We start from the raw sequence: 26,154 nt of genomic DNA, 5'->3' as shown, positions 1-26,154 counted from the left end.
TGGCGCCAACGCATCCGGGGGGCTGACCCCAGTCCTTGCCTTGCGGCTTGTCTTACTTGCCCACCTTGCGCACCGGTATGGGCGCATTGCACAGGTCGACGTGGCCGGCCGTGACCTTGCTCCACGGCCCGCCGCGGTGGCGCTGGGCTTCCAGCACGCCCTGGTAGGCGGCGCTGTCGGTGCGCATCACTTCCAGGTTCGCGCGCTGTGCCAAAGGCACGCTGGCGGCCAGGCGGATGGCCTTGATCGGGACGTTTTTCTCGGGGCTGTCATAAAAGCCCATGGGGCCCGCGCCGCGTGGCAGGGTCGACAGCAATGGCATGCCGGAGACGACTCTGCCGATGACAGTGATGTCGCGGTCCAGGTGGCGCGGCGACTGGCCGATGACGGCGTACAGTTCCGTGCCGCCGCCGCTGTCGCTGGCGCTGTCGCGGCCCACGCCCACGGTGGCATAGCAATGCGTGAGCCAGGCCGTGCCGGACTTCGGATCGCGCGCGGACGGGAAACCGTTCGAATGGCCCACTTGCGGCGCATAGCCATCGACGTCCGGCAGGCGCGTGAAGCTCTTGATGTTTTTCAAGGGCACGGTGAATTCGCCGGGCAGGGTGCGCTGGGCATGCAAGATGGGCTTGGGATTTTTCTCGTTCGGATCGCCCCACTGCGCCACCCAGTTGTCCTGCGCGCGCGTGATGGCCAGGCCGTCGTAATACTGTTCTGCTACCAGGGCCTTGATATTGGCCACGTGCTTGGGCGCGAAGTCGGGCGCCAGCTCGATTACCACGCGGCCGGCGGGAATCTCCAGGTACAGGGTGTTGTCCGGGTCCAGCGGACGCCAGTCGGACGGTTTCGAGGCCTTGATCACGTCGGCCAAGGTCGCCTTGGCAGGCAGTTCGGCGGGCGCCTTGATCTGGACGGGCGCCGCGTGGGCAGTCAGATGAGCAAGGCCCAGTACGGTGGCCATGGTCAGGCCGCTCAGTGGGTATCGATACATGTTCTCTCCTGGTCGGCGCGGATTGCACCGGTCGGAAAGTGTATACCGGAATGGCAATATTTCGCTGAAAAAACATTGTACGGGCCGAACATGGCATGCACGAAGGAAGACTGGCCTGAGCAAGTTGGCGCGGGTATTTCCTTAACCTTTACTTAAATTGCCACACGCGCACGGGCGCCGCATAATTAATCCTGAAATATCGGGCTGGGGACTGCCGTTGCGCTGGCCGGGTGGTGTATGATTCCGCCGCTACCTTTAGGGAAAAATATATGGATTTTGTGCAATTCCTCGACATGATCGTGCATGTCGACAAGACGCTGGGTCTCTTGATCGAGCAGTACGGTACCCTCGTGTATGCAGTGCTGTTTGCCATTATTTTTTGCGAGACAGGCCTCGTGGTGCTGTTTTTCTTCCCTGGGGATACCTTATTGTTTATCGCCGGCGCGTTTTGCGCGACGGGACAGATGCACCTGGGCTTGCTGATCTTCCTGCTCGTCACAGCGGCCATCACGGGCAATACGCTCAATTACTGGATAGGCGAGGCCATCGGGCAGAGGGTGTTTACCCACGACTACCGCTGGATCAACAAGGATGCCATGCGCCGCACGCATGAATTCTTTGAAAAGCACGGCGGCAAGACCATCATCCTGGCCCGTTTCGTGCCGGTGGTGCGCACCTTCGCCCCGTTCGTGGCCGGTATTTCCGACATGACGCATGCGCGCTTCCAGATGTACAACGTGACGGGCGCGCTGTTGTGGGTGGTCGGCCTGGTGACGGCGGGCTACTTCTTCGGCAATATCCCGTGGATCCGCGACCACCTGACCTTGATCGTGCTGATCGGTGTGGGCGCCGCCGTCGTGCCGGTGGTACTGGGCGGCATGTGGAAACTCTACAAGCGCATGGTCGGCAAGTCGGCGTAAGGCCGCATGGATCCGGGGCAAGCGCGCTGCGGCACAGCCCGTAGCCGGCCCCGGATCCAGTTTTTTTCTTCGTCGTTTCTGTTTTACTTCCACGCTGATTCAAGTTTTGTTGCTTTCCAGCCGTAAACCAGAGGGTATTCTCACTTTCTGGATTTCCATGCGACATTTGAGCGCCCTGTTAGTTTGCAGCCTTGCCGCGATGGCGGTCACGGCGAGCGCCAAAGATGCCCCCGCTTCGGCGAGCGCCGCCGCATCCGCGCCAGCGAGCGCGCCCATGTCGGCGTCGGCGCGCGCGGCCGCCATGAAAACCCTGACCGAATCGGTGAAGGGGAAGGAGGGCAAGGAGGTCAAGGCGCCTGTCGTCGTCGCGCCCACGGCGCGCGAGAGGGAAGAAGCGGCCGAAGTCGACCTGTCCGAACGTATCGCGGCGCGCCTGGCGGAAATGCGCGCCACCCAGGCGGCCCGCGCCGCCGCCCGCGCCAAGCGCGCCGCCGTGGTGAAAGCGGCGCCACCGCCACCACCTCCCGTGCCGCGCGGCGCGCACTGGTCGTACGAGGGCGACAGCGGCCCGGCCAACTGGAGCAAGATCAATGTCGACTGGGCCAAGTGCGGCAATGGCAACCGCCAGTCGCCGATCGATATCCGCGATGGCATGAAGGTGGAGCTCGAGCAGATCAGCTTTGACTACCATCCATCGTCGTTCAATGTGGTCGATAACGGTCACACGGTGCAGGTGGGCGTGAGTGGCGGCAATTACATCACGGTGCAGAACCGCATGTTCGAGCTGCAGCAATTCCATTTCCACCGCCCGTCTGAAGAGCGCATCAATGGCAAGGCCTTTGAAATGGTGGTGCACCTGGTGCACCGCGATGCGGAAGGCCGGCAAGCCGTGCTGGCGCTGCTGCTGGAGCGGGGCGCGCCGCAAGCGACCATCCAGACGGTGTGGAACAACCTGCCGCTGGAAAAATTCGAGACCATGCATCCCACCATCGTGCTCGACCCGGCCGAGATGCTGCCGGCGCGGCGCGATTACTACACCTACATGGGATCGATGACGGAGCCGCCCTGCAGCGAAGGCGTGCTGTGGCTGGTGATGAAGCAGCCGGTCCAGGCCTCGCCGGCGCAGATGGCGCTGTTCAGCCGCTTGTATCCCTTGAATGCGCGGCCCATTCAGCCTGCCAATGGCCGCATCATCAAGGAATCGAATTAAATAAATGCGAGGCGCTGGCGGCCGCTCCATTCGGCGCCGGCGGCCAACAGGTCGGGCTGGATCAGGGCCGGCTCGATGCAGATAAAGCGCTGGTATTCGTCGTCGGCCAGGTCGGGCAGGGCGGCCGCGTCTTGCGCACCCGGGTTCCACACGACGGCATCCGTAAAGCCCTGCTGCTCCAGGCGCAGGGTGTGGCTGCCAGACTGCAGGTGCAAGGCGCCCGGCAGCTGGTAGTAGATGCGGTCCAGCTTGTCTGTAAACTGCAATAACTCTTCCGCCTGCAAGGCATCTTGCGGCGTCTCGTCCGAATAGCGCACGCGCTGCAAGCCGCCAACGCGCGCCTCGCTCAATTGATCTATCGCAAAATAGCTGTGCAGGGCGGCCGAGAACGGGAACGCCTGCTCGCCCGTGTTGTGCACGGACAGACTCAGCTCCAGCGATTGGTCTTGCACTGCCACGCGCAGGCGCAGGGTGAAGGCGTAGGGCCAGGTGGCGCCGATCGCCTCCGGCAGATCCGTGTGCTGCAAGGTAAATTCCGCATGGGCGGCGCCATCTGCTTCGCCGCTGGCCGCGAGCTGCCAGGTCGCCACGCGCGCAAAGCCGTGGCGCATACCCGTGCCGCGCGCGCCGAACTGGGGAAAGATCACGGGTACGCCGCCACGGATGGCGCGGCTGCCGTCGAGGCTTGATGCGTGGCTGCAGAACAGGCGCTCCTGGCCGTCGCTGGTTTTCCAGGAGACCAGATGGCCGCCGTATAAAGTCACCGTCGCCTGCGCGCCATCGGTGGCGCGGATGGTCACGGCCGGCAATTGGCCAAATGTGCTCTTGCTCATACTGGATCGTCCTGTCAGGTCATGCGGCTTTTCGCCAGCGGCGGATTCTTCGCGAAGTAGTTCTTGATGCCGGTGACGATGGCGTCGGCCATCTGGTCCTGGTAGCCGTTGTCGGTCAGCTTGGCTTCTTCTTCGGGGTTGGAGATGAAGGCCGTCTCGATCAGGATGGAGGGGATGTCGGGTGCTTTCAGCACGGCGAAGCCGGCCTGCTCGACGGAGCCCTTGTGCAGGCGGTTGATGCCGCCGATTTCGCGCAGCACGGCCTTGCCCAGCTTCATGCTGTCATTGATCTGCGCCGTCGTCGACAGGTCGAGCAGCACGCTGGCCAGCTGCTTGTCGTGGTTCTTCACGTTCACGCCGCCGATCAGGTCGGCCTGGTTTTCCTTGTTTGCCAGCCAGCGCGCGGCGGTCGAGGTGGCGCCCTTTTCGGACAGCACGAAGACGGACGAGCCGCGCGCCGTCGGCTGGATGAAGGCGTCGGCGTGGATCGAAACGAACAGGTCGGCCTGCACCTTGCGCGCTTTTTCCACGCGCATGCCCAGCGGGACGAAGAAATCGGCGTCGCGCGTGAGCATGACGCGCATGTTCGGTTGCAGTTCCAGTTTGGTTTTCAGGCGCTTGGCAATAGCCAGCACCACGTCTTTTTCGCGGCTGCCCCTGCTGCCCATGGCGCCCGGGTCCTCGCCGCCGTGGCCGGGGTCGAGCGCGATGGTAATCATGCGCACCACTTTCTGGCCCGGCAGCGGGCGCGCTTCGGGGCGCTGTTCCGGGCGGATATCGGGCACGGGTGGCACGATGGTCGCCACCGGCGGCGCGACGGCCACGGGCGGCTTGCCGCTGTCGGGCAGGGGCAGCGCGGGCGGCGGCGTATGCGTGCCGGCCATCGGTGGCTTGGCGGGGTCGCTCGACCAGTCGCCCTTTTCGATCATCTGCGCGATCAGGTCCGGCTCGTGCACGGGATACAGGTCGAAGATCAGGCGGTGGTTGTAGGAGCCGGCCGGCGGCAGGGTAAACAGCTGCGGCGTGACTTCCTCCTTCAGGTCGAACACCAGGCGCACCACGTTGGGCCGGTTCTGTCCCACGCGCACCTGCTTGATGTACGGGTCGTTCGACTGGATCTTCGCCACCAGGCCTTTCAAGGTGGGATTGAGTTCCAGTCCTTCGATGTCGACCACCAGCCGTTCCGGGTCCTTGACGATGAAGTGGGTCGCCTTCAGGATGCTGTCGTTTTCCAGCGTGACGCGCGTGTAGTCCTCGGCCGGCCAGACGCGCACGGCGAGAATTTGCGCCGCCATCGCCGACATGGGCGCGAACACGGACAACAGCAGGGTGCCGCCGGCCTTGAGTACCGTGCGCCGGGTGATGGGCGAGGAGATCAAAGGTTCGGGGCGAATTTGAGACGGTGAAGGCATGACAGACCCAATTCAGAAGACGCTTGCAATTCTACATCACGTCCTGTACCCGCAACGCTCAAATAAACATTCAGGTCCGCCGGCGGCAGCACCGGTTCGGCTTTCTCCGGCCATTCGACGATGCAGATATTGCGGCCATCGAAGTCTTCGCGAAAACCGGCGTCGAGGAATTCCTCGGCGCTGCCCATGCGGTACAGGTCGAAGTGGATGACGTTGATGGGCTGGCCATCGAGCTGCACCGTGTACGGTTCGGACAGCGTATAGGTGGGACTTTTGACATGGCCCGCATGGCCGGCCGCGTGCAGCAGGGCGCGCGTGAGGGCTGTCTTGCCGGCACCCAGGTCGCCGTGCAGGTAGATTGCCAGGCCCGGCGCCAGTGCGCGCGCCAGTGCGGCGCCCAGCGCGGCGGTACCGGCTTCGTCGTGGAGGTGGGCTGTGAAGTGTTCGGTCATTGTCGATTGGTGTGAGTAATATCGCATAAAATAGAGGCTGCTGTCATTGTAACCGCCCGCGCGCCTGCCGTTTTCCGTAAAGTCCCCTATGTCTGCCACCGTCACCGATCTTGTCGTCCTGGCGCGCACCATTAAAGAATGGGGGCGCGAGCTGGGTTTTGCCGAGGTGCGCATCGCCGACGTGGACCTGTCGCACATGGAAGCGCCCTTGCAAGCCTGGCTAGCCGCAGGGTACCACGGCGAAATGGACTACATGGCCAGCCACGGCATGAAGCGTGCGCGCCCGGCCGAACTGGTGCCGGGCACGGTGCGCGCCATCAGCGCGCGCATGAATTATCTGCCGCCGGCGCTGGGCCAGGATTGGCGCGCACACGAGGCGGCGCGCGACGCCGATCCCGCGGCAGCCGTGATCTCCGTGTATGCGCGGGGGCGCGACTATCACAAGGTAATGCGTTCGCGCCTGCAGCAGCTGGCCGAGCGCATCAAGGGCGAGATCGGCGACTTCGGCTACCGCGTCTTCAGCGATTCGGCGCCCGTGATGGAAGTCGAGCTGGCGCAAAAGGGAGGGCTGGGCTGGCGCGGCAAGCACACCTTGCTGATCAACCGCCAGGGCGGCTCCTTCTTCTTCCTCGGCGAAATCCTCATCGACGTGCCGCTGCCGGTGGACCCGCCAGAGATTGCGCGCTGCGGCCAGTGTTCGGCGTGCATCACGGTATGCCCGACGCAAGCCATCCTGGGGCCGTACCAGCTCGACGCGCGCCGCTGCATCTCCTACCTGACGATCGAATTGAAGGGCGCGATTCCCGTCGAGATGCGCCCCCTGATCGGCAACAAGGTGTATGGCTGCGACGATTGCCAGACCGTCTGCCCGTGGAACAAGTTCGCCCAGCGCGCCGTGGTGCCCGATTTCGACGAGCGCCACAGCCTGGGCAGCGCCGGCATGGTGGAACTGTTCGCCTGGACGGAAGATGAATTCAACCGCCGCATGGAAGGCAGCGCGATTCGCCGTATCGGCCATGAGCGCTGGCTGCGCAACCTGGCCGTCGGCATGGGCAACGCGGCCGCCAAGACCCGAGGCCAGGCCGACATCGTCGCGGCGCTGCTGTCGCGCCGTGAACACCCGTCGGTCATCGTGCGCGAGCATGTGGAATGGGCGCTGGCGCTGCACGGCATCGTTTGATTTTCGTTTAAACCTGCTTCAGGCGCAGTGCCGACCAGCAGGCGTCGATGGCGATCATCGTCACGCTGACGAGCCCCACGGTTTGCGCAAAATGGCGGATATCGTCGCGGTGGATGTCGCTGCCCGCCTTCACGCCGCCCTTGCGGTACGCCACCCACAGCGCGCCGCCCGGCGCCAGGCGCGCCTGCGCCACCGGCAGGAACTGCTCCAGTTCCGCGCGGCTGCGCGCGAACAGCAGGATCCAGTCGGCGCTTTCTCCTTCCCGTACCCGCCGCTCCGGTGGCAACTGCGCCAGCAGGGCATCGTGTTCGCCGCCGTCATTCAGCACGGCCAGCGCCTGCGCATTTTTCACAAGCATTTTGTCAAAGGCGGTTTTGTCAGGCATGGCATGGGCGTGTAGATGCTGGAAAGACGAGCATAACAAATTCCCCCTTGACTTATCGATATATCGTTATAAAATGGCGATACCTACTAACGATATATCTTTAAAGAGAAAACATGAGAAACTCACACCACGCAGAACACGGCCACGGCGGCCATCACCATCATCACGGCCATTGCGGCCAGCAGCATCACCACCACGGCGAACATCGCCACGAACACTTCATGCACGGCCGCGGCCCGCGCGGCTTCGACGAGCGCGGTGATGGCATGGGCGGTGGTCCTGGCGGGCGCGGTGGGCGCGGCGAGCGGGCCGAGCGCGTCTTCGGCCGCGGCGACCTGCCGCTGATCGTGCTGGCGCTGATCGAAATCAGCCCCCGTCACGGCTATGAAATCATCAAGGCCATCGAAGAGCGTTGCGGTGGCGCGTATGCCCCCAGCCCGGGCGCCGTGTATCCGACCCTGACCTTGCTGGAAGAGCAGGACCATGTCACGTCGGGCGAAAGCGCCAGCGGCAAGAAGCTCTACACGATCACGGACCTGGGGCGCGCGTATCTCGACGAGAACCGCGCCCAGGTGGACGGCATCCTGGCCCGCCTCGACATGTTCGCCCGCGTCCAGGCGCGCAACGCCTTGCCCGAGCGCGTGCGCCAGGCCATGCATACCCTCAAGCATGCGTTGTTGCTGAATAAGACCAACTGGAGCGATGCGGAAGCCGAACGCGTCTCCGCCGTGCTGGAACAGGCGGCGAATGCCATCGTCGACGGCCACTGAGCCTACTTTACAAGGATAAGCAATGACTACTGCATCACTTACAGTACCGCGCCCGCATGCCATCGAGCGCGTGCGGCACGACTTGAAACTGCGCGTACTGACCGTCGTGCGTACCGAGCAGCTGACGCCGCACATGCGCCGCATCACGCTGGCCGGCGAGGACCTGGACGGCTTTGTCTCGCCGGCGCACGACGATCACGTCAAACTGTTCTTCCCCGCCCCGGGCGAAACAGCGCCCGTGTTTCCCGTGCTGGGCAATGGCCCGAATCCCATCCAGTACGCCGAAGGGGCGCGTCCGATCGCCCGCAATTACACGCCGCGCCGCTACGACGCAGAACGGCGCGAGCTGGAAATCGACTTTGTGCTGCATGGTGACGGGCCTGCATCGATGTGGGCGGCGCAAGCTGTGCCCGGCCAGACCCTGGGCGTGGGTGGTCCGCGCGGCTCGATGCTGGTGCCGCTCGATTTTGACTGGTATGTGCTGGTGGGCGACCAGACGGCCCTGCCGGCCATCGCCCGCCGCCTGGAGCAGCTGCCGGCCACGGCGCGCACGATGGCCGTGATTGAAATCGTCGAAGACGGCGAACAGGTCGCGTTGGACAGTGCGGCGCAGCTGGACGTGCGCTGGGTGGCGCGCAATGGCCGCAGCGGCGCCTTGTTGCTGGAAGCGTTGGCGCAGCTCGCCCTGCCGCAAGATGGCGATGGCTACGTATGGGTGGCGTGCGAACATGCGCAGGTGCAGGGCTTGCGCGGGCACTTTATTGACGCAGGGGTGGCGAAGCAGCACCTGCATGTGGCCAGTTACTGGAAGCATGGGGCGGCGGAGCACCATGAACGCCATGACGACTGATTAGATACCTGAAACTTAAAGCCGGGGTCAGACCCTCAAACGCATCGACGCAATATCATACGTCGACGTATGAGGGGGTCTGATCCCAGACCTCAGTCTACTTCAACAACCCCGCCAGCTCCACCGCCGTCTTGACCTGCATCTTGTCGAAGATATGCGCGCGGTGCACTTCCACGGTGCGCATGCTGATGCCCAGCTTGTCGGCCACCACCTTGTTCATCTTGCCCGCCAAAATCAGGTCCAGCACTTCGCGTTCGCGCGTCGACAGGGTGGCCAGGCGCGCATGCACGGCGGCCAGTTCGCCTGCCTGGCGCGAGTTGGCCAGGCCCTGCTGCACGCGGTCCATCAGGTCGTTGTCATTGAACGGCTTTTCAAAGAAATCGAAGGCGCCCCGTTTCAGGCTGTCGACGGCCATCGGCACGTCGCCGTGGCCGGTGAGGAAAATCACCGGCAGGCGCGCCGTCAGGTCGTGCTTGACCAGCTGGTCGAACAGGGCGATGCCGTTCATGTCGGGCATGCGCACGTCGAGCAGCACGCAGTCGCCGGCGGCGTCGAAGCTGCCATCGAGGCTATCGAGGAATTGCTGGGCGCTGGCGTAGATGCGCGCGTCGATGCTGCGCGAGGCGGCCAGCCAGGAGAGCGAGTCGCGTACGACCTCTTCGTCGTCGATAATGTGTAGCATGGTGTCTCCGGCTTGTCGTTATTCGTTATTCGTTATTGCTTAGTGCGGCGCGCGCGGCGCAGCCGGCACGCTGAATGTAAAGATAGTACCGCCAGCGGGGTTGACGCTGAAGGTCAGTGCGCCGCCGTGAAATTCGATGGCGGTGCGGCAGATGTTCAGGCCCATGCCCATGCCTTCGGACTTGGTCGAGAAAAACGGAGAAAACAGCCGCTCGGCCACGTCTTGCGCAATGCCGTGGCCATGATCGATCACGTCCACCGTCACCATTCCTTGCTGCGCGTCGTGGCTGGCCCGCAGGCGCATGATACGCCGTCCTGGCGCCGCATCCTGCATTGCTTCGATGGCGTTGCGGGTCAGGTTCAGCAGCACTTGCTCGATCATCACGGGGTCGGCGCGCAGCAGCGGCAGGTCCGGCGGCAGCTCTTCCTGGATGGTGACATAGTATTTGCGCGCCTGCAGGTCGATCAGCGCGCGGATGCCGTCGATCAGCGTGCGGATGGCGATATCCTGGCGCTGCGGTTCGCTCTTGCGCACAAAATCATGCACGCTGCGGATGATCTGGCCGGCCCGCTGCGCCTGCGCGCCGGCCTGCTCCAGCGCCGGCTTCAGGGTGTTCGGATCGACGGGTGCGCCATGCTCGATGGCGCGGCGGATCAGGTTCAGCGCGCCCGTGGTGTAGCTGGAGATGGCCGCCAGCGGCTGGTTCAGTTCATGCGCCAGCATCGAGGCCAGCTCGCCCATGGTGGCCAGGCGCGAACTCGTTTGCAGCTTTTCCTGCTGCTGGCGATTCAGCTCCTCGACCCGCTTGCGGTCCGAAATGTCGAGCACGGAGCCCATCCAGCCTGTCTGCCGGCCGTTCTTGTCCACCAGCGGCGCTTCGAAGATCAGCACGGGCACGCGCGTGCCGTCGGGGCGCTGGAAATAGGTTTCGAACTGCGGCGTGGGATTGCCGGCCAGGGCCTTGACGAAGCGCTGCTGGTATTCCTCCAGTGCTTCCGGTACCCAGTATGGCATGGGTGGCAGGCGGCCCAGGATTTCCTCGGCCGGATAGCCGACGATCTGGCAGAACGCTGGATTCACATACGTGACGCGGCCTTCCAGGTCGCGCGCGCGCATGCCCGTCACCAGCGAGTTTTCCATCGCCGTGCGAAACAGCATCTGCTGGCGCAGTGCCCCCTCGGCCACCAGGCGGCGCGAAATATGCCGCCACAGGGCCAGCAAGCTCCACAGCAAACCCAGCGACAGGGCGATGACGGAGCCGACCAGCAAATTGGGCAGCAGCTTGGGCTGGCTTTTTACGCTGTCGGTAAACAGGGTGATGGTGGCGCCGGGCACGTCGAGCGCGCGCTTGTGCGTGTACACGCCGTGACCGGGACCGGCGGCGGCGCGCCGTGCCAGCACCTTGTCGTCGCGGTCGATCAGCGAAATCTGGTTATCCTGGGCAAACCACCACGGCACCATTTCATCGAGCAGGCTGCTGATCTGATACGTGGCCACCAGGCTGCCCACGTAGCGCTGGCCATCGAACAGGGGCTGATGGTAATCCATCAGCGTGGCGCCCGGCGGCGCGTCGGGAAAGCCGCTTTGCTGCGAGGGCTGGGCATATTGCCCCCGGTGCAGGCGGCGCGCATTGTCAGCCGCCGTCAGCGAGGCCGGTGAAAACATCAGGGCATGCGGCAGGCTGTTGTCGCTGGTCGCCAGCACCTTGCCGCTGGTGTCGAGCCACAGCACGCGCTGCAATTCGCGGCCATTGCGCAGCATTTGCTGCAGCCGTTCGTGCACTTTTTCCGCGCCCAGCGAGGCGCTGGCGATGTCCACACCCAGGTTGAACAGGCTTTCCTCGTTGCGTGCCAGTTGAAAGCGGATGGTTTGCTCTACCCACAGGGTGTCTGCGATCAGTTGCTCCTGGCGCTCGTTGCTCTCCATCTGGCGCGCCTGCCAGGGTAGCCAGAACAGGATGGACAGGAACAGCAGCAGCAGGATGACGGGCAGCAGCCAGCGCATCGGGCTCGATAGCTTGAAGCGGCGCGCAAGGGTGGGGGGAGTCGGCATGGCTGGCAGGGTAGCGGCTTATCGGGAGCTGGCTATTGTGGTTAACCACAATAGCCGGGGCAGTTTCTTTGACACTATATTCAAATAGATAAATAATAAAGTTTTTTAAAAAACCACTCAGGAGACAAAAATGCAGATGAAAACCATGCTCGTCGCGCTGTGCGCGGCCATAGGCGCCACCGCCGGCGTCCACGCATACGCCCAGGCCCCCATCGTCATCAAGTTCAGCCACGTCGTGGCGACCGACACGCCGAAAGGCCAGGCCGCCGCACGCTTCAAGCAGCTGGCCGAAAAAGCCACGAATGGCAAGGTCAAGGTCGAACTGTATCCGAACAGCCAGCTGTACAAGGACAAGGAAGAACTCGAAGCGCTGCAGCTGGGCGCCGTGCAGATGCTGGCGCCGTCGCTGGCCAAGTTCGGCCCGCTGGGCGTGAAGGAATTCGAAGCGTTCGACCTGCCCTACATCTTCCCCACCAAGACGGCGCTGTACAACGTCACCGAAGGCGAAATCGGCAAGAGTCTGCTGAAGAAGCTGGAGCCCAAGGGTATCACGGGCCTGGCCTACTGGGACAATGGCTTCAAGGTGATGTCGGCCAACAAGCCGCTGCACAACCCGGCCGACTTCAAGGGCCTGAAAATGCGCATCCAGTCGTCCAAGGTACTCGACGCGCAGATGCGCGCGCTGGGCGCCAATCCGCAAGTGCTGGCCTTCTCGGAAGTGTATCAGGCGCTGCAGACGGGCGTGGTCGACGGCACGGAAAATCCGCCGTCGAACATGTATACGCAAAAGATGCATGAAGTGCAAAAGCATGTCACTGTATCGAACCACGGCTACCTGGGCTATGCCGTCATCGTCAACAAGAAATTCTGGGATGGCTTGCCGCCCGATATACGCGGTCAGCTGGAAAAAGCCATGCGCGAAGCGACCACGTTTGAAAAAGCCATCGCCCAGCGCGACAACGACCAGGCCCTCGAGGCCATCAAGAAAGCGGGCAGGACGCAGATCTACACTTTGACGGTGCAGGAGCAAGCCGAGTGGCGCAAGGCGCTGGCACCCGTGCAGAAGGCCATGGAAGCGCGCATCGGCAAGGACTTGATCTCGGCCATCAACAAGGAAAGCGCGAAGTAAGCAGCTGGCTTTGGCGCACCGACTGGTGCGCCAGGCAGGGCTCCCTGCCACTCGCTTGAACGGCTCCTGCGCGTCCTGCGCGGGAGTGCGTGTACCCGCATTCTTTGAAAGTCCACCATGAAATTTCTGGATCACCTGGAAGAGTGGCTGATCGCGACCCTGATGGGCGCGGCCACCTTCATCATCTTCGTCGCGGTCGTGCACCGCTACCTGGCAGGCTTGCCGATACCGGTCGTGCAAGACTTCCTGATTCAAATCAATACCAGCTGGGCCCAGGAATTGTGCATCTACATGTTCGTCTGGATGGCCAAGTTCGGCGCCGCGTATGGCGTGCGCACGGGCATCCACGTGGGCGTCGACGTCTTGATCAACCGCATGAACCCGCGCTGGCGCGACCGCTTCATCGTCTTCGGCCTGGCCGCCGGCGCCCTGTTTACGGGTGTCGTGGGGACCCTGGGCGCCAGCTTCGTGTGGTCGATCGGCCACACGGACCAGACCTCGGCCGACATGGAAGTGCCAATGTGGCTGGTCTACCTGGCCGTGCCGCTGGGCTCCTACCTGATGTGCTTCCGCTTCCTGCAAGTCATGGTGCATTTCATCAAGACGGGCGCCTTGCCAAAACACGACCATTCGCATGTCGAGGGTCTGGAAGATGAATTGACGGCGGAAGAAAAAGGAGCCAAGGCATGAACGCGCTGATTATTTTTGTGCTGCTGCTGGTGCTGATGCTGACCGGCATGCCGATCTCCATTTCGCTGGGGCTGACGGTACTGACCTTCCTGTTTGCCATGACCAGCGTGCCCATCGAATCGGTGGCCTTGAAGATCTTCACGGGCATCGAGAAGTTCGAGATCATGGCCATTCCGTTCTTCATTTTGGCGGGCAACTTCCTCACGCATGGCGGGGTGGCGCGGCGCATGATCAACTTCGCCAGCTCCATGGTGGGCCATTGGCATGGCGGCCTGGCGCTGGCCGGCGTGATGGCGTGCGCGCTGTTTGCCGCCGTTTCCGGCTCCAGCCCCGCTACCGTGGTGGCGATCGGCTCCATCATCCTGCCGGCCATGGTCAAGCAGGGCTATCCACGGGGCTTTGGCGCCGGCGTCATCACCACCTCGGGTGCGCTGGGCATTTTGATACCACCGTCGATCGTGATGGTGATGTATTCCGTCAGCACCAACACCTCCGTGGGCAAGCTGTTCATGGCGGGCGTGATTCCCGGCATGATGCTGGCCATGCTGCTGGGCCTGACCACGTGGTTTTTGGCGCGCAAGCACAATTATCCGCGCATGAAAAAGGCCAGCTGGGGCGAACGCTTCGTCACCTTCAAGAAGAGCGCCTGGGGCCTGCTGCTGATCGTCATCGTCATGGGCGGCATCTACTCGGGCGCGTTCACGCCGACGGAAGCGGCCGCCATGGCTGCCGTGTATGCCTTCATCATTGCCGTCTTCGTCTACAAGGACTTGAAGATCAAGCAAGTGGGCAAGGTCTTGCTCGATTCGGCCGCCATGTCGGCGATGCTGTTGTACATCATCACCAATGCCGTGCTGTTCTCGTTCCTGATGACCAGCGAAAACATCCCGCAAGCGATGGCCGAGTGGATCACGGGCAAGGGCCTGGGCGTGATCAGCTTCCTGCTGGTGGTCAACGTGTTGCTGTTGTTGGCTGGTAACGTCATGGAACCGTCGTCCATCGTGCTGATCATGGCACCGATTCTGTTCCCCGTCGCCATGAAGCTGGGCATCGACCCTGTGCACTTCGGTATCTTGATCGTGGTCAATATGGAGGTGGGCATGTGCCATCCGCCCGTGGGTCTGAACCTGTACGTGGCTTCCGGCATCACCAAGATGGGCATTTCCGAATTGACCGTGGCCGTGATGCCATGGCTGCTGACGATGCTGGGCTTCCTGGTGCTGATTACCTACGTACCACAAATCTCGCTGTGGCTGCCAAATTTAATTTACAACTAAAATAGTTGTCCCCGTCATGGTGCAAAAAAGTCGATTCTGCCGAATAAATGCGCTATGATGGGCAGCCTTAAGGGGAAACACGTATATGCATATACGCTCCGGTAGCAAGGCTGAAATACAGAATTGGTAACAAAGTTGGTGGGGGAGTGGTCTATAAAAACGGTATTGATACCGGGGATATATTGAGGAGACACACGTTTCACAGAAGTTGTTGAGTCATAGCTGTCTGCGGCCACAAGCCGGCACCGGCGGACCCAAACGACCGGGAACGTGAAGCAATATTTGAAGCGCACCGACTGGTGCGCTTTTTTTTCGTGCGCGGGAAACGTCCGCCGACACGCCCAAAGTCGGTGCATAATTCCCGTGGCGCTGTTTGCGGCGCCGGCAGGTTGTATATATGCCACACTTGAATAATGATCAGCAGATGAAAAAACAACAGGGCAGTGAGCTGTTCAGCGCCATCGTGGCCGCGCCATTCGGCGCCATGGGCGTGCGCGCGCACGATGGCCAGGTATGCGAACTGGTCTACCTGCCGCCGCATTTCGCCGAGAAGGAGCCGCAGGATGCCGTCTCGGAGCGCGCATGCGTGCAGCTGGCGCGCTATTTCGTCGATCCCGATTATGTCTTTGACCTGCCGCTGGCCACGCTGGGCAGCGCCTTCCAGCAACGGGTATGGGCGGCGATCGCCGGCATCCCGCGCGGCCAGGTGCGCACGTATGGCGATGTGGCGCGCCTGATCGCCTCGGCGCCGCGCGCCGTCGGCCAGGCCTGCGGCGCCAACTGGTATCCGGTGCTCATTCCCTGTCACCGCGTCACGGCCGCTGGCGGCCTGGGCGGTTTTGCCCACCATGACGATGCCAGCGGTTTTCACCTGGGCGTGAAGCGCTGGCTGCTGGCGCATGAAGGCGTGGCGGCTTACCTATGATGAACAGCCTGCTGGCGCCCGACAACGCCACCTTGATCGATGAATTCTGCGACAGCCTGTGGCTGGAAGACGGCCTGTCGAAAAACTCGCTGGACGCCTACCGGCGCGACATGCGTTTGTTTTCGCGCTGGCTGGAAGTGGCGCGGCCCGGGCGCGAGGGCCTGTACGAGGTGTGCACGGCCGATGTCGAAGCGTATTTCGCCGCCCGCCACGAGGAGAGCAAGGCGACGTCGTCGAACCGGCGTCTGTCCGTGCTCAAGCGTTTTTACCAGCTGGCCCTGCGGCAAAAACATATCGCAGCCGACCCGTGCCTGAAGATGGTCTCGGCCAAGCAGCCTGCGCGCTTCGTGCATACCTTGAGCGAAGCGCAGGTGGAAGCGCTGCTGGCGGCGCCCGACGTGAGCACGCCGCTGGGCCTGCGCGAGCGCACCATGCTGGAACTCATGTACGCGAGCGGCTTGCGCGTGTCGGAACTGGTGGACTTGAAATCCGTGGAACTGAGCCTCAACGATGGCGTGCTGCGCATCACGGGCAAGGGCAGCAAGACGCGGCTGGTGCCGTTCGGCGAACAGGCGCGGCGGTGGATCGAGCGCTACCTGAAGGAGGCGCGCGGCGTTATCCTCGACGGCCAGATGGACGATGCGCTGTTTGTCACGCGGCGCGGGGGCGCCATGACGCGGCAAATGTTCTGGGTCATCATCAAGAAACACGCGCTGAGCGCCGGCATCACGGCGCCGCTGTCGCCGCATACCCTGCGCCACGCATTCGCCACCCATTTGCTGAACCATGGCGCGGACTTGCGTGTTGTGCAATTGTTACTGGGGCACTCCGATATTTCCACCACGCAGATTTACACGCATGTGGCCCGTGAACGGCTGAAACTGCTGCATGCGCAGCATCATCCTCGAGGCTAAACATTTGGTGTTTGGTTCAATTACGTCATAATGTGCCTTATGTGCTTATCTGTAACATCTAAAAACTAAAGAGGTAGTAAATGGCCAAGACAAATTTCCAATACGAAAAACGGCAAAAAGAGCTGGAAAAGAAGAAGAAAGCCGAGGAAAAAGCCAGGCGCAAGCTGGAAGCGAAGAACAATCCCAAGCCAACCGATGGCAGCGAGGGCGATGAGCCGGAAGCGGACGACGCCGATGACGCTGCCGACGCGCCCGCCCAGCCGCAGTAATTCCCCGTTCCTGACGACCGGTGCGGCATCGCCGCGCCGGTACCCCCTCGTTCTACCCGTTCTCTCTTCCCTTCCGCTACAAGCGCGGCCGCTGGCCGATCGCCAGTTGCAGCTGCGTGCTGGCGATGGCTGCATCGGCGCGCGCCTGCACATAGCCCTGGTAAGCCTCATCGGCCGAACGCTGCGCCGCCAGCCATTCCAGCAGAGACGCATTGCCGCTGAAGTAAGACAAACGCATGCCATCGACCACCTTTTGCGCATCGACCAGCACGCCGTCGCGGTAGCGCGCCAGCCTGTCCTGCGCCGCACGCAGCTGCCGCAGCGCCGTGCGCACCTGCGTTTCCGCTGTCAGTTCCGCCTGGCGCAGGGCCAGCATGGCCTGTGTCACGCCGGATTCCGCCTGCACGATGTCGCCCTTGTCGCGCCGCGACAGGGGGATGGGGATGGCCAGCGACAGGCTCAATGCGCGTGAGCGGGGCGAGCCATCGACGGGATTGCCGCTGGCGTCGATGCCGTCATGGTAGCCGCGCGCGGCGGCCAGGCCCAGCGTGACGGTGGGATCGACGGCGCGGTTGGCGCGCACCAGGGCCGCGCCATCGCGCAGATTGTCCAGCGTTGCGCGGGCAATGCGCACGTCGCTGCGCGCGTCGAGTGCCTGCGCCAGCAGCACGCTGGCATCCTTGTTCTCGTACGCGGCGAAGTCGCACGCCAGCTGCGCGTCCGCAAACAAGATATCGAACTGGCGCCCTAGTGAAGGCGACAGGGCCAGCATGGCGCTGTCCGCCTCACTGCGCGCCTGCGCCAGCTCGGCCTGGAACTGGTCGCGTTCCACGCGCGACTGCAGCAGCTCGATACCACCCACGTCGCCCGCCTTGCGCCGCACTGCGTTCGCTTCCACCACCTTCGACAGGGCCGCCATGGTCTGCTGCTTGCGCGCGGCGACTTCGCGCGTGCGGCACGCTTCCGTGAACGCGGCTGCGGCCGTGCCATACAGTTCGCTTCTGAAGCCGGCCACCGTCTCTTCGGCCAGCGCGACATTGCTCTGCGCTGCCTTTAAGCGCGCGGCGCGCTTGCCGCCCGTCTCGATGGCCATGCTGATGGCCGGGTTCCACGTGACGGGACGGTGTCCACCTGTGGCTACCGTTTCGCGCGTGGCGGCCAGGGTGAATTCGGGATCGGGACGCAGGCCGGCGATGCCGATGCCGGCCTTGGCCGACGTGATGCCCTCCTGCTGCGCCTGCAGTTCCAGGCTGTGGCTTTCCACGGCGGACAGGTAGGTCTCGAAGCTCAAGGGGGCGGCAACGGCGCATGGGACGATCAGCCAGGCTGCCAGTACTACATTAAAACGTGTCATGGTTCACTCCTTCGGTATCGGTCTGGCGTTTGTGTACGTGCGCCTCGATCAGGTAATACAGGGCCGGCAACAGCAGCAGGGTCAGCGCCGTCGCCGTCACCAGGCCGCCCACCACGACGGTGGCCAGCGGGCGCTGCACGTCGCTGCCCAGGCCTGTGGCCAGCATGGCGGGCGTCAAACCCAGGGCCGCCACGGTGGCCGTCATCAGCACGGGGCGCATGCGGTCGCGCGCGCCTTCCAGCACGGCGTCGCGCAAACTGCGGCCTTCGTCGGCGCGCAAACGGTTGATCTGCGCCAGCATCAGGACGGCATTCAATACCGCCACGCCGAACAGGGCGATGAAGCCCACCGCGCTTGAGACATTCAAGGTCATGCCGCGCAGGTGCAGCGCGGCCAGGCCGCCCAGCATGGCCAGCGGCACGGCCAGCAAGACCAGCGCGGGCTGGCGCAGGTTGCGGAACTGGCCAAACAGCAGCAAAAACATGGCGCCCAGGGTCATCGGCAGGATCAGGGCCAATCGGCTTTGCGCGCGCTGCAGGTTTTCGAACTGGCCGCCCCATTCGACGCTGATGCGCTGGTGTTCGCCTGCCACGGCTTGCGCCACCAGGGGACGCGCTTCGGCCAGGAAGCCGGCCAGGTCGCGCCCACGGGCATTCAGGCGCACGATGATGTGGCGCCGCCCCATTTCGCGCACAATCACGCTTTCGCCCGAGGTAGTGCTGATGCTTGCCACCTGCGCCAGCGGAATCCTCGCGCCGTTGGCGGCGGTGAGCATCAGCTTGGCGATGGCACCCGGGTCGGAGCGTGCGGCGGGCGGGAAGCGCACGGCGATGTCGTAGCTTTTCTCGCCCACGTAGACCTGGCCGATGGGCGCGCCGCCGATGCCGGTGGCAATCAGGTCGGCCACGTCGGCCGCGTTGATGCCGTAGCGGGCCGCCTTTGCCCTGTCCAGTTCCACCTTCAGGTTGGGCAGCGGCGGCTCCACGTCCACGGCCACGTCGGAGGCGCCATGAACAGTCTTCAGGGCATTTGCCACCTTGCCGGCGATGGCGCGCACTTCATCGAGGTCGTTGCCGAAGATTTTCACCGTCAGGTCGCTGTGCGCGCCCGACAATTTATCCTGCACGCCATCGATCATCGGCTGCATGAAGGCTACCGTAACGCCGGGCATGCGCGCGAAGCGCTCGTTCATTTTGGCGATCAGCTGCTGCTTGCTCAGGCCCGATTTCCAGCTCTTGTAGGGGTGCAGGCCCACGCTGGCCTCGATGTGCGACGGCGTCCAGTAATCGGTGCCGTCGTCGTTGCGCCCCGTCTGCGTGACGATGGTCGACACTTCGGGGAACTCCAGCGCGGCGCGGCGCAGTTCGCTGGCCATCTCGGACGCCTTGTCCAGGGTAATCCCGGGCGGCATCTGCACCTGCAGCCACAGGGAACCTTCATCGAGATAGGGCAGGAAGTCGCGTCCGATGCCCCCGCCCAGCAGGGCCAGACACGCCAGCGAGGCGGCGCACACCATCGCCACCCAGCGCTTGCGGCCCACCATGCGCTCGAGGAAGCGTCCGTACGCGGCCGCCAGCTTTTCCAGCGCGCGGTTATGGAAGGTGCGGCGCGGCTTGCGCAAGGCCAGCCATGCCAGGCCCGGGATCAGCACCAGCGCCACCACCAGCGCGCCCACCAGCGCTGCGCCCACCGCATATGCCATCGGCGAGAACAGCTTGTATTCGATGCGCTGGAAGGCGAACAGGGGCAGGTAGGCGGCGATGATGACGGCCATGCCGAACATGATGGGGCGCGCCACCTGCAAGGTCGCCTCGATGGCGTCTTGCAAGGTGAGGGGCCGCTCCTGCTCGCGCTCGCGGCGGCGCAGCATGTTTTCCAGCACCACCACGGAACCGTCGACGAGGATGCCGAAGTCGATCGCCCCCAGCGACAGTAGGTTGGCGGGAATTTTAAAATGGTGCATGAAGATGAAGGCGATCAGCAGGGCCAGCGGGATCGTCAGCGCGACGATGGCGGCCGCGCGCGGGCTGCCCAGGAACAGCAGCAGCACCAGGGCGACCAGCAGCATGCCTTCGCCCAAGGTATAACTGACCGTGTGCAGGGTGGCGTCGATCAGCGAGCTGCGGTCCAGGTAAGGCACCACTTTCACATCCTTTGGCAGCAGATTGGCGTTCAAATCGTCCACGGCCGCATGGATGCCCGCCAGCGCCTCGGACGGGTTGAAATCCTTCAGCAGCAAGGTGATGCCTTCGATGGTGTCGGGGTTGTTGTCCTTGCCGAGGATGCCGCGCCGCTCCACGTTGCCGTAGGCGAGCTTGCCCAGGTCCTTCACCAGCACGGGTATGCCATTCTTGCTGCTGACGACGACGTTGCCCATGTCGTCGAGCGAGTGCAGCAAGCCCACGCCGCGCACCACGTACGATTGCTGGCCGCGGTCGATGACGCTGCCGCCGCCGCTGATGTTGTTGGCATTGATGGCGTCCTTGACCTGCGCCAGCGAGAAGCCATAGCTGTCGAGTTTTGCGGGATCGAGTTCCAGCATGAACTGCGTGGTGAGACCGCCGAAATTGCTGACGTCCGCCACGCCGCGCACCTGCTGCAGGCGCGGTATCACGGTCCAGAACTGCAGCTCGGACAGTTCGCGCAAGGACCGCGTTTTCGATTCCAGGGTGTAGCGGTAGATTTCGCCTGTCGGCGAGGTGTAGGGATCGAGCCCCGGCTTGGCGTCGTACGGCAGATTCACGCTGGCCAGGCGCTCCTGCAGCCGTTCGCGCGTGAAATAGCCATCGCTGCCATCCTCGAACACCACCGTGATCAGCGACAGGGCGAACAGGCTGCGCGTGCGCAGTACATGCATGCCCGGCGTGCCCAGCAGGGCGCGTTCCAGCGGAATGGTGATCTGCTGCTCGATTTCCTCGGCGCCCAGGCCCGGCACCTGCGTGACGATTTGCGAGGTGACGTCGGCGATATCAGGATACGCTTCGATGGGCAGCTGCTTCCAGCAATAGACGCCGTAGGCGGCGACGAACAGCAGTACCAGCCAGACGATGCCGCGCCGCTGGCAGCAGGTGGCGATGCAACGGTCAATCATTGAGCAGCACTCCTTCCTTGATAACGATGCGTTCGCCCGCGCGCAAGCCCGAGACGATTTCTATTTGGTCGCCATGGCTGGCGCCCACTTCCACCGTGCGCGGCGTGAATACCAGCGGGCTGCGCTCCACCATCACGCGCGTCGAGGGTCCGCTTTGCAGCACGGCCGCCGCGGGCACCAGGAGGGCGCGGCGGCTGGCGCCGGCGAATCCCGCGTGGGCGAACATGCCCGGCTTGAAGGTGCCGGCGCGGTTGTCGATGGCCACGCGTACCTGCACCGTGCGCGTCTCGGTATCGAGCACCGCACCCAAGTAGGCGACCTTGCCCTCGAAGTCCTTGCCTGGCCAGGCATCGACCTTGATGCGGGCCGTCTGGCCCACGGCCACCTGCGCCAGATCCCTCTCGGCCACGTTGGCCGACAGCCAGACGGTAGACAGGTCGGCTACCGTCATGACGGGTGCGTTGATATCGTTCCAGTAGCCGCCCTGGGCGCCTTCCATGGCGATCACGGTGCCGCTAATGGGCGAGCGCAAGACGTAGTCGCGGCGCGAACCGCGTGCGCCGGCGCCGTATTGGGCCAGCTTGTCGGCGCTGGCCTGCGCGTCGCTGCCGGCCTGGTCGTAGGTCGCCTGGGCCGATTCGTACTCCTTGCGCGCGGCGATTTCCGCTTCGAACAGGATTTTCTGGCGCTGCAGTTCCTGGCGCGCCTGCAGCAGGGCGGACTTCGCCTTGCTGTCGTCCGCGTAGGCGGCGCTCAATTCCGCCGAGTCCAGGGTGAACAGCGGGTCGCCCGCCTTCACGCTGTCGCCCAGGGCGCGCTGCAAACGCGTGATGCGCCCGGCCAGGGGCGGCGTGATCTTCACCAGTTTTTCCGGCATGGCTACAATGCTGCCCGGCGCCTCCGTCAGCGTGGCGATCTCCTGTTCCTGCACGGCGGCGATCTGCAGGCGCTGGCGCAGCGGAGACATCTTGTCGACGGCGATGCTGCCGTCGTCCAGATGCATAGTTTGAGCGGCGTGCATGGCTGCCGCCGTCGGTTTGGCGCAGCCGGCCAGGGCCGAGCAGGCGAGAGCGAGGGCGCAGCTGGCGCCCAGGGCGTTGCGGGTGGTCGTGTTCATCCCGTGTTTCCTTGTTATTGATGGTGATGGGGCATGCGTGGATGCCGTGCCCAGGCGGGCGGTCAGAGGGGGCGCAAGTGGTGGGGGCAGCGTCACTACAGCGCCGGGAAAGCATAGCAATGTGGTCCTGAAGAAGCGCCCAAGAATGCCTGAATCATTCTTCAGGTTCGGTGTGCGCGCGGTGGAGCGCGGTAAAATGCCAGCATGGAAAACAGGGCGCGACGCGAAAGGCTGGCATGAGAATCCTCCTGGTGGAAGACGACCGCAAGGCGGCGCGCCTGCTGGCCCGTGGCTTGCAGGAAGAAGGCTTTGTCATTGACGTGGCGCATAGCGCGGAAGAGGGCGAGGACGAAAGCTACGCCGTCGATTACGACGCGATCGTGCTGGACTGGATGTTGCCGGGCAAGCAGGGCATCGATTTTTGCCGCGACTTGCGCGCGCGTGGCATCCAGACGCCCGTGCTGATGCTCACGGCGCGCGACGCCACGGCCGACCGGGTGGCCGGCCTGAACACGGGCGCCGACGATTACCTGACCAAACCGTTCGAATTCGAGGAGCTGCTGGCGCGCATCCGTGCCTTGCTGCGCCGCTCCGACATCAGCCGCCCGCTGGTGCTGGCGCTGGCCGATTTGACGCTCGACCCCGTCAGCCACCAGGCGACGCGGGCCGGTGCGCCGTTGGTGCTGACGCCCAGGGAATATGCGATTTTATTGATCCTGCTGCGCCAGGCGGGCGAGGTAGTCAGCCGCGCGCGCCTGGCCGAGCAGATATGGCAGGCGGACCTGATCGGCATCGATAACCTGATCGATGTCCACGTGCGCAACCTGCGGGGAAAAGTGGATGCGCCGGGCCTGCCGCCATTGATCCATACGGTGCGCGGACGCGGTTTCCGCCTGGCGGAAAACAACGGTGGCTAGCTTTCGCAAGCGATTGCTGCTGGTGCACCTGGCCGTCATCCTTGCCATCGTCGCCTGCACGGCCCTGGCCGGCTACTGGGGCCTGTCGCGCGCCGTGCATGGCCAGCTCGATGCGGCCCTGCTGGCGCTGGCCGAAACGGAAATGGCCATGCTGCCGGCCGCGCCGCGCCAGCCCGTGCAAGTGCACGAGGTGGCGCCGGGCCTGGCGCCGCCCTCATTGACGCGCCTCGACCGCCTGGTGCAGATCATCGATGGCGAAGGTCGCGTGCTGGCGCGCAGCCGCAACCTGGAGGCGGCGCAGCTGCCGGCGCCACCGGCCCTGCTGGCGCGCCTGGCGGCCGGCGACACCGTCTTCGAAACCCTGCCCAAGTTTGGCGAAGAGCCGCTGCGCATGGTCTCGATTCCCGTGCCCTCATCCGGCGCAGGCCTGGCGGTGCAGGTGGCAGGTTCGCTCGACGACACCAATCACGTGCTGGCCGCGGCCACCGTGCTGTTTGGCGCCATGGCGCTGGCCTTGCTGGCGGCCGTGGGCCTGGCCGGCGAAATGCTCACGCGCCGCGTGCTGGGCGCCATCGACGACGTGGTGCGCCAGGCGCGCTCGATCGGCGAAGCCAGCCTGCACCAGCGCCTGCCCCATCCCGGCACGCAAGACGAAATCGGCCGCCTGGTCGATACCCTGAACGCCATGCTGGACCGCCTGGAGCACGGCTACGATGCGCAGCGCCGCTTCACGGCCGACGCCTCGCACGAATTGCGCTCGCCCCTGTCGCGCCTGCGCACGGAAATCGAAATCACCCTGCGCCGCCCGCGCGAGTCGCCCGAGTATGTCGACGCGCTGGCGTCCTGCCTCGATGAAGTGCAGCGCCTGACGACCCTGGTGGAAGAACTCTTGATGCTCACGCGCCTGGACGTGGGCCAGGAACGCAATGCCGTGGAAACCATCGCACTCAATCCGCTCGTGCAGGCGGCCGCGCAGCGCCTGGAAAAGGCGGCAGCGCAGCGCGGCATCCGCATCGTTTTCGATGCAGGCGCACCCGTGCAGGCGCGGGTGGCGGCCGGCCCGGTGGACCTGGTGCTGGCCAATCTGCTGGATAACGCCGTGAAGTTTTCACCGTCCGGCAGCAGCATCACCGTGCACGTGGCGCGCGAGGGCAAGCATGCGCTGGTGGGTGTCGCCGACGCGGGACCGGGCATCGGCGTGGAAGACTTGCCGCATCTGTTTGAACGTTTTTACCGGGGCGCCCAGGCGCGCGCGGGCGAGGCGCCCGGCTTCGGCCTGGGCCTGGCCCTGTCGCAAGCCATCGTGCACGCGTACGGCGGCAGTATCGCGGCGCAGAACCGCCCGGAAGGCGGTGCGCTGTTCCTCCTGCGCCTGCCCGCGTCAGATTGAGGGCTCCACGCCTTCCCAGCGCACCTGCCGCACTTGCGGCCAGGCGCTCGCGCGGTTGACGAAGCGCACCAGCACGGCGCGCTGCACGGCCTGGCACAGCACCGTGGCGATCAGGCGCACCACCTGCCGGGCGTCGTCCCAGCTGCGCAGCATTTGTGACGGCGCCAGGCCCGCTCCCTTGAGTTCGGCCAGCAGCAGGCGCACCACGTGGTCGGCTTGCGCCGCAGGACAGGTGATGGTCAGGCGGTAGGTGGCCACGACAGGACCGCGCCTGGCAAACCAATGGAAGAATTTTTTCATCATCACACTCCCCGTTCGGCGACAAATTCCGCGTTATTCACCAGCGCCCAGCGCACGGCCGAGACGCTGCCTTCCAGGCTGACCTGGCTGACGATCTGCTCCAGCAATCCCAGGCTGGACAAGGGCGTGAGCAGGTCGGCGCGCACTTCGATGCGCCCCGCCTGCGCCGCGTCTTCGCTGTGCAAGGATTGCAGCATCAGCGCCGGCATGCCGCTGATCATGCGCAGCATCAGGTTGCGCACGAGGATTTCCTGCTCCGCCTCGCACACGGCCGTGACGCGATAGATGCTTTCCGTCTCGATGCCCGCGTCGCTGCCGTGGGCGTTGATGCGCTGCGCCAGATGGCGCAGCACCAGGTTGGCGACCAGCACGAAGCCCGTGCCGATGGCCGCTTCCAGCGCAAAACCGAGGCCGCACAGCACGCCGATGGCGGCCGAGCACCACAGGGTGGCGGCCGTGTTCAAGCCGCGCACCGTCATGCCTTCTCGCATGATGACGCCGGCGCCCAGAAAGCCGATGCCCGACACCACCTGCGCGGCGATGCGCAGATGGCCGTCGGGATTACCTTCGAGCACGGAGACCATCACGAACAGCGAGGCGCCGACGGACACCAGCGCGTTCGTGCGCAGGCCCGCCATGCGCTGGCGCAGCTGGCGTTCGGCGCCGATCATGGCGCCCAGGGTCAATGCTGCGGCAACGCGCAGCGCAAAGTCAAATACCACCATCAGTTTCTCCCGGCTGGGGAGGAACAGGCGAGTGCGAGGGCGAAGACAATTCGCCCCGAAAGGGGGCAGCAGACGATAACGGTGGAACGATGAGGAGGGAAGTGGCGGCGAATGGACATCGCCGCTGGTAATACCGCACCTTGCCATGGGCAGGCGGGCGGAATGCGCGCGTCTTGCCTAAGGCCGATCGCCGATGGTCAATCGACTACTGTCACTGGAACAAGCACCCACGAGTCACTCCATATCATTGATAACGGGGACAGTCTAGCCAGTGGGGCCGCTTTGGTCAACTGAAGCTCTCTTCAGGAAGCCGCCGCGT

26 protein-coding genes are annotated in these 26,154 nt (G+C 64.2%); 13 read left to right on the top strand and 13 right to left on the bottom strand.

Annotated features, from left to right (window positions below; translation table 11 throughout):
• Window positions 1-52: 52 nt before the first annotated feature.
• Entirely contained in the window at window positions 53-991 is a 939-nt protein-coding gene (locus ACQ4WP_RS21075) for a peptidylprolyl isomerase (RefSeq protein WP_436524046.1), read from the bottom strand.
• Between the two features lie 269 nt (window positions 992-1,260).
• Here ACQ4WP_RS21075 and ACQ4WP_RS21070 point away from each other — a divergent pair, with 269 nt between their 5' ends.
• Window positions 1,261-1,911, top strand: coding sequence for a VTT domain-containing protein (locus tag ACQ4WP_RS21070; protein WP_426072108.1), 651 nt, complete (start codon window positions 1,261-1,263; stop codon window positions 1,909-1,911).
• A gap of 99 nt (window positions 1,912-2,010) precedes the next feature.
• On the opposite strand, the gene ACQ4WP_RS21065 is transcribed toward ACQ4WP_RS21070, so the two are convergent.
• Window positions 2,011-2,214 (bottom strand): hypothetical protein, encoded by a 204-nt coding sequence (locus ACQ4WP_RS21065; RefSeq protein ID WP_436524040.1) that lies wholly within the window; start codon window positions 2,212-2,214, stop codon window positions 2,011-2,013.
• Here ACQ4WP_RS21065 and ACQ4WP_RS21060 point away from each other — a divergent pair.
• Window positions 2,213-3,121 (top strand): carbonic anhydrase, encoded by a 909-nt coding sequence (locus ACQ4WP_RS21060; protein WP_436524038.1) that lies wholly within the window; start codon window positions 2,213-2,215, stop codon window positions 3,119-3,121. The genes ACQ4WP_RS21065 and ACQ4WP_RS21060 overlap by 2 nt on opposite strands.
• Here ACQ4WP_RS21060 and ACQ4WP_RS21055 read toward each other — a convergent pair.
• From ACQ4WP_RS21055 to tsaE, 3 genes are read right to left on the bottom strand one after another with little or no spacing between them, the layout of a single operon-like run.
• Window positions 3,118-3,954 (bottom strand): D-hexose-6-phosphate mutarotase, encoded by an 837-nt coding sequence (locus ACQ4WP_RS21055; RefSeq protein WP_436524036.1) that lies wholly within the window; start codon window positions 3,952-3,954, stop codon window positions 3,118-3,120. The two genes, ACQ4WP_RS21060 and ACQ4WP_RS21055, sit on opposite strands and share 4 nt — an antisense overlap.
• Window positions 3,955-3,968: 14 nt before the next feature.
• Window positions 3,969-5,366, bottom strand: a complete 1,398-nt coding sequence (locus tag ACQ4WP_RS21050; protein WP_436524034.1) for an N-acetylmuramoyl-L-alanine amidase — start codon at window positions 5,364-5,366, stop codon at window positions 3,969-3,971.
• Entirely contained in the window at window positions 5,330-5,818 is a 489-nt protein-coding gene (gene tsaE / locus ACQ4WP_RS21045; protein ID WP_436524032.1) for a tRNA (adenosine(37)-N6)-threonylcarbamoyltransferase complex ATPase subunit type 1 TsaE, read from the bottom strand. The genes ACQ4WP_RS21050 and tsaE overlap by 37 nt, the downstream gene beginning before the upstream one ends.
• An 88-nt stretch (window positions 5,819-5,906) precedes the next feature.
• Between tsaE and queG the strand changes: the two genes are divergently transcribed.
• On the top strand, window positions 5,907-6,998 hold the full coding sequence (queG, locus tag ACQ4WP_RS21040; RefSeq protein WP_436524030.1) for a tRNA epoxyqueuosine(34) reductase QueG: 1,092 nt from the start codon (window positions 5,907-5,909) through the stop codon (window positions 6,996-6,998).
• 7 nt (window positions 6,999-7,005) lie between these two features.
• Here the strand turns inward: queG and ACQ4WP_RS21035 are convergent, their stop codons facing one another.
• The gene (locus tag ACQ4WP_RS21035; protein WP_436524028.1) at window positions 7,006-7,383 is read right to left on the bottom strand and encodes a DUF3052 family protein; all 378 of its coding nucleotides are present in this window, start codon (window positions 7,381-7,383) and stop codon (window positions 7,006-7,008) included.
• A 221-nt stretch (window positions 7,384-7,604) separates the two neighbouring features.
• Between ACQ4WP_RS21035 and ACQ4WP_RS21030 the strand changes: the two genes are divergently transcribed.
• Together ACQ4WP_RS21030 and ACQ4WP_RS21025 are read left to right on the top strand one after the other, a co-directional pair.
• Window positions 7,605-8,153, top strand: coding sequence for a PadR family transcriptional regulator (locus tag ACQ4WP_RS21030; protein ID WP_436524026.1), 549 nt, complete (start codon window positions 7,605-7,607; stop codon window positions 8,151-8,153).
• A 22-nt stretch (window positions 8,154-8,175) separates the two neighbouring features.
• Window positions 8,176-9,003: a siderophore-interacting protein gene (locus tag ACQ4WP_RS21025; protein ID WP_436524024.1), complete on the top strand. Its 828-nt coding sequence runs from the start codon at window positions 8,176-8,178 to the stop codon at window positions 9,001-9,003.
• Between the two features lie 97 nt (window positions 9,004-9,100).
• Here ACQ4WP_RS21025 and ACQ4WP_RS21020 read toward each other — a convergent pair whose 3' ends face one another.
• Window positions 9,101-9,685, bottom strand: a complete 585-nt coding sequence (locus tag ACQ4WP_RS21020) for a response regulator transcription factor (protein ID WP_436524022.1) — start codon at window positions 9,683-9,685, stop codon at window positions 9,101-9,103.
• 39 nt (window positions 9,686-9,724) lie between these two features.
• The gene (locus ACQ4WP_RS21015) at window positions 9,725-11,737 is read right to left on the bottom strand and encodes a sensor histidine kinase (protein WP_436524021.1); all 2,013 of its coding nucleotides are present in this window, start codon (window positions 11,735-11,737) and stop codon (window positions 9,725-9,727) included.
• A gap of 136 nt (window positions 11,738-11,873) precedes the next feature.
• Here ACQ4WP_RS21015 and ACQ4WP_RS21010 point away from each other — a divergent pair, with 136 nt between their 5' ends.
• From ACQ4WP_RS21010 to ACQ4WP_RS20985, 6 genes are all read left to right on the top strand, one after another.
• Complete coding sequence (locus ACQ4WP_RS21010; RefSeq protein WP_436524096.1) at window positions 11,874-12,866, top strand: TRAP transporter substrate-binding protein; 993 nt, start codon at window positions 11,874-11,876, stop codon at window positions 12,864-12,866.
• A gap of 117 nt (window positions 12,867-12,983) precedes the next feature.
• Window positions 12,984-13,556, top strand: a complete 573-nt coding sequence (locus ACQ4WP_RS21005; RefSeq protein WP_436524019.1) for a TRAP transporter small permease — start codon at window positions 12,984-12,986, stop codon at window positions 13,554-13,556.
• Window positions 13,553-14,833: a TRAP transporter large permease gene (locus ACQ4WP_RS21000; RefSeq protein ID WP_436524017.1), complete on the top strand. Its 1,281-nt coding sequence runs from the start codon at window positions 13,553-13,555 to the stop codon at window positions 14,831-14,833. The genes ACQ4WP_RS21005 and ACQ4WP_RS21000 overlap by 4 nt, the downstream gene beginning before the upstream one ends.
• A 424-nt stretch (window positions 14,834-15,257) precedes the next feature.
• On the top strand, window positions 15,258-15,758 hold the full coding sequence (locus tag ACQ4WP_RS20995) for a methylated-DNA--[protein]-cysteine S-methyltransferase (RefSeq protein WP_436524016.1): 501 nt from the start codon (window positions 15,258-15,260) through the stop codon (window positions 15,756-15,758).
• Window positions 15,755-16,672, top strand: a complete 918-nt coding sequence (gene xerD, locus ACQ4WP_RS20990) for a site-specific tyrosine recombinase XerD (protein ID WP_436524014.1) — start codon at window positions 15,755-15,757, stop codon at window positions 16,670-16,672. The genes ACQ4WP_RS20995 and xerD overlap by 4 nt, the downstream gene beginning before the upstream one ends.
• An 80-nt stretch (window positions 16,673-16,752) precedes the next feature.
• The gene (locus tag ACQ4WP_RS20985) at window positions 16,753-16,941 is read left to right on the top strand and encodes a hypothetical protein (protein WP_436524012.1); all 189 of its coding nucleotides are present in this window, start codon (window positions 16,753-16,755) and stop codon (window positions 16,939-16,941) included.
• A gap of 76 nt (window positions 16,942-17,017) precedes the next feature.
• On the opposite strand, the gene ACQ4WP_RS20980 is transcribed toward ACQ4WP_RS20985, so the two are convergent.
• The 3 genes from ACQ4WP_RS20980 to ACQ4WP_RS20970 are packed head-to-tail and all read right to left on the bottom strand — an operon-like array spanning window position 17,018 to window position 22,503.
• A complete protein-coding gene (locus tag ACQ4WP_RS20980) occupies window positions 17,018-18,295 on the bottom strand; it encodes a TolC family protein (protein WP_436524010.1) in 1,278 nt (425 codons plus the stop codon).
• Window positions 18,282-21,386 (bottom strand): efflux RND transporter permease subunit, encoded by a 3,105-nt coding sequence (locus ACQ4WP_RS20975; protein WP_436524009.1) that lies wholly within the window; start codon window positions 21,384-21,386, stop codon window positions 18,282-18,284. The genes ACQ4WP_RS20980 and ACQ4WP_RS20975 overlap by 14 nt, the downstream gene beginning before the upstream one ends.
• Window positions 21,379-22,503 carry an efflux RND transporter periplasmic adaptor subunit gene (locus ACQ4WP_RS20970; RefSeq protein WP_436524007.1) on the bottom strand — a complete coding sequence of 375 codons (1,125 nt, stop codon included), beginning with the start codon at window positions 22,501-22,503 and terminating at the stop codon, window positions 21,379-21,381. The genes ACQ4WP_RS20975 and ACQ4WP_RS20970 overlap by 8 nt, the downstream gene beginning before the upstream one ends.
• A 236-nt stretch (window positions 22,504-22,739) precedes the next feature.
• On the opposite strand from ACQ4WP_RS20970, the gene ACQ4WP_RS20965 reads away from it, so the two are divergent.
• Window positions 22,740-23,420, top strand: a complete 681-nt coding sequence (locus tag ACQ4WP_RS20965; protein ID WP_436524005.1) for a response regulator transcription factor — start codon at window positions 22,740-22,742, stop codon at window positions 23,418-23,420.
• Window positions 23,413-24,810 carry a sensor histidine kinase gene (locus ACQ4WP_RS20960; RefSeq protein WP_436524004.1) on the top strand — a complete coding sequence of 466 codons (1,398 nt, stop codon included), beginning with the start codon at window positions 23,413-23,415 and terminating at the stop codon, window positions 24,808-24,810. The genes ACQ4WP_RS20965 and ACQ4WP_RS20960 overlap by 8 nt, the downstream gene beginning before the upstream one ends.
• Here the strand turns inward: ACQ4WP_RS20960 and ACQ4WP_RS20955 are convergent.
• Both ACQ4WP_RS20955 and ACQ4WP_RS20950 read right to left on the bottom strand, forming a co-directional pair.
• Window positions 24,802-25,113, bottom strand: a complete 312-nt coding sequence (locus ACQ4WP_RS20955; protein ID WP_436524002.1) for a hypothetical protein — start codon at window positions 25,111-25,113, stop codon at window positions 24,802-24,804. The genes ACQ4WP_RS20960 and ACQ4WP_RS20955 overlap by 9 nt on opposite strands.
• The gene (locus ACQ4WP_RS20950) at window positions 25,113-25,832 is read right to left on the bottom strand and encodes an MgtC/SapB family protein (protein WP_436524094.1); all 720 of its coding nucleotides are present in this window, start codon (window positions 25,830-25,832) and stop codon (window positions 25,113-25,115) included. The genes ACQ4WP_RS20955 and ACQ4WP_RS20950 overlap by 1 nt, the downstream gene beginning before the upstream one ends.
• Between the last annotated feature and the right edge of the window lie 322 nt (window positions 25,833-26,154).

Origin of the sequence: Janthinobacterium lyxosi (assembly GCF_051380665.1) — a bacterium.
GTDB lineage: Bacteria > Pseudomonadota > Gammaproteobacteria > Burkholderiales > Burkholderiaceae_D > Janthinobacterium.
Note: the sequence above shows the minus strand (reverse complement) of the source record. Positions and strands in the feature narration are given on the sequence as shown.

Bases quoted from the DNA above. Each gene is read 5' to 3' on its own strand.
- ACQ4WP_RS20975 (WP_436524009.1), bottom strand. From the start codon at position 21,386: ATGATTGACCGTTGCATCGCCACCTGCTGCCAGCGGCGCGGCATCGTC.
- ACQ4WP_RS21035 (WP_436524028.1), bottom strand. From the start codon at position 7,383: ATGCCTGACAAAACCGCCTTTGACAAAATGCTTGTGAAAAATGCGCAG.
- ACQ4WP_RS21075 (WP_436524046.1), bottom strand. From the start codon at position 991: ATGTATCGATACCCACTGAGCGGCCTGACCATGGCCACCGTACTGGGC.
- ACQ4WP_RS21060 (WP_436524038.1), top strand. From the start codon at position 2,213: ATGAAAACCCTGACCGAATCGGTGAAGGGGAAGGAGGGCAAGGAGGTC.
- ACQ4WP_RS20985 (WP_436524012.1), top strand. From the start codon at position 16,753: ATGGCCAAGACAAATTTCCAATACGAAAAACGGCAAAAAGAGCTGGAA.
- ACQ4WP_RS21025 (WP_436524024.1), top strand. From the start codon at position 8,176: ATGACTACTGCATCACTTACAGTACCGCGCCCGCATGCCATCGAGCGC.
- ACQ4WP_RS20980 (WP_436524010.1), bottom strand. From the start codon at position 18,295: ATGACACGTTTTAATGTAGTACTGGCAGCCTGGCTGATCGTCCCATGC.
- ACQ4WP_RS20955 (WP_436524002.1), bottom strand. From the start codon at position 25,113: ATGATGAAAAAATTCTTCCATTGGTTTGCCAGGCGCGGTCCTGTCGTG.
- xerD (WP_436524014.1), top strand. From the start codon at position 15,755: ATGATGAACAGCCTGCTGGCGCCCGACAACGCCACCTTGATCGATGAA.
- ACQ4WP_RS21030 (WP_436524026.1), top strand. From the start codon at position 7,605: ATGCACGGCCGCGGCCCGCGCGGCTTCGACGAGCGCGGTGATGGCATG.
- ACQ4WP_RS21070 (WP_426072108.1), top strand. From the start codon at position 1,261: ATGGATTTTGTGCAATTCCTCGACATGATCGTGCATGTCGACAAGACG.
- ACQ4WP_RS21065 (WP_436524040.1), bottom strand. From the start codon at position 2,214: ATGGCGGCCGCGCGCGCCGACGCCGACATGGGCGCGCTCGCTGGCGCG.
- queG (WP_436524030.1), top strand. From the start codon at position 5,907: ATGTCTGCCACCGTCACCGATCTTGTCGTCCTGGCGCGCACCATTAAA.
- ACQ4WP_RS21020 (WP_436524022.1), bottom strand. From the start codon at position 9,685: ATGCTACACATTATCGACGACGAAGAGGTCGTACGCGACTCGCTCTCC.
- ACQ4WP_RS20965 (WP_436524005.1), top strand. From the start codon at position 22,740: ATGAGAATCCTCCTGGTGGAAGACGACCGCAAGGCGGCGCGCCTGCTG.
- ACQ4WP_RS21015 (WP_436524021.1), bottom strand. From the start codon at position 11,737: ATGCCGACTCCCCCCACCCTTGCGCGCCGCTTCAAGCTATCGAGCCCG.
- ACQ4WP_RS21005 (WP_436524019.1), top strand. From the start codon at position 12,984: ATGAAATTTCTGGATCACCTGGAAGAGTGGCTGATCGCGACCCTGATG.
- ACQ4WP_RS21055 (WP_436524036.1), bottom strand. From the start codon at position 3,954: ATGAGCAAGAGCACATTTGGCCAATTGCCGGCCGTGACCATCCGCGCC.
- tsaE (WP_436524032.1), bottom strand. From the start codon at position 5,818: ATGACCGAACACTTCACAGCCCACCTCCACGACGAAGCCGGTACCGCC.
- ACQ4WP_RS21000 (WP_436524017.1), top strand. From the start codon at position 13,553: ATGAACGCGCTGATTATTTTTGTGCTGCTGCTGGTGCTGATGCTGACC.
- ACQ4WP_RS20970 (WP_436524007.1), bottom strand. From the start codon at position 22,503: ATGAACACGACCACCCGCAACGCCCTGGGCGCCAGCTGCGCCCTCGCT.
- ACQ4WP_RS20995 (WP_436524016.1), top strand. From the start codon at position 15,258: ATGAAAAAACAACAGGGCAGTGAGCTGTTCAGCGCCATCGTGGCCGCG.
- ACQ4WP_RS21050 (WP_436524034.1), bottom strand. From the start codon at position 5,366: ATGCCTTCACCGTCTCAAATTCGCCCCGAACCTTTGATCTCCTCGCCC.
- ACQ4WP_RS21010 (WP_436524096.1), top strand. From the start codon at position 11,874: ATGAAAACCATGCTCGTCGCGCTGTGCGCGGCCATAGGCGCCACCGCC.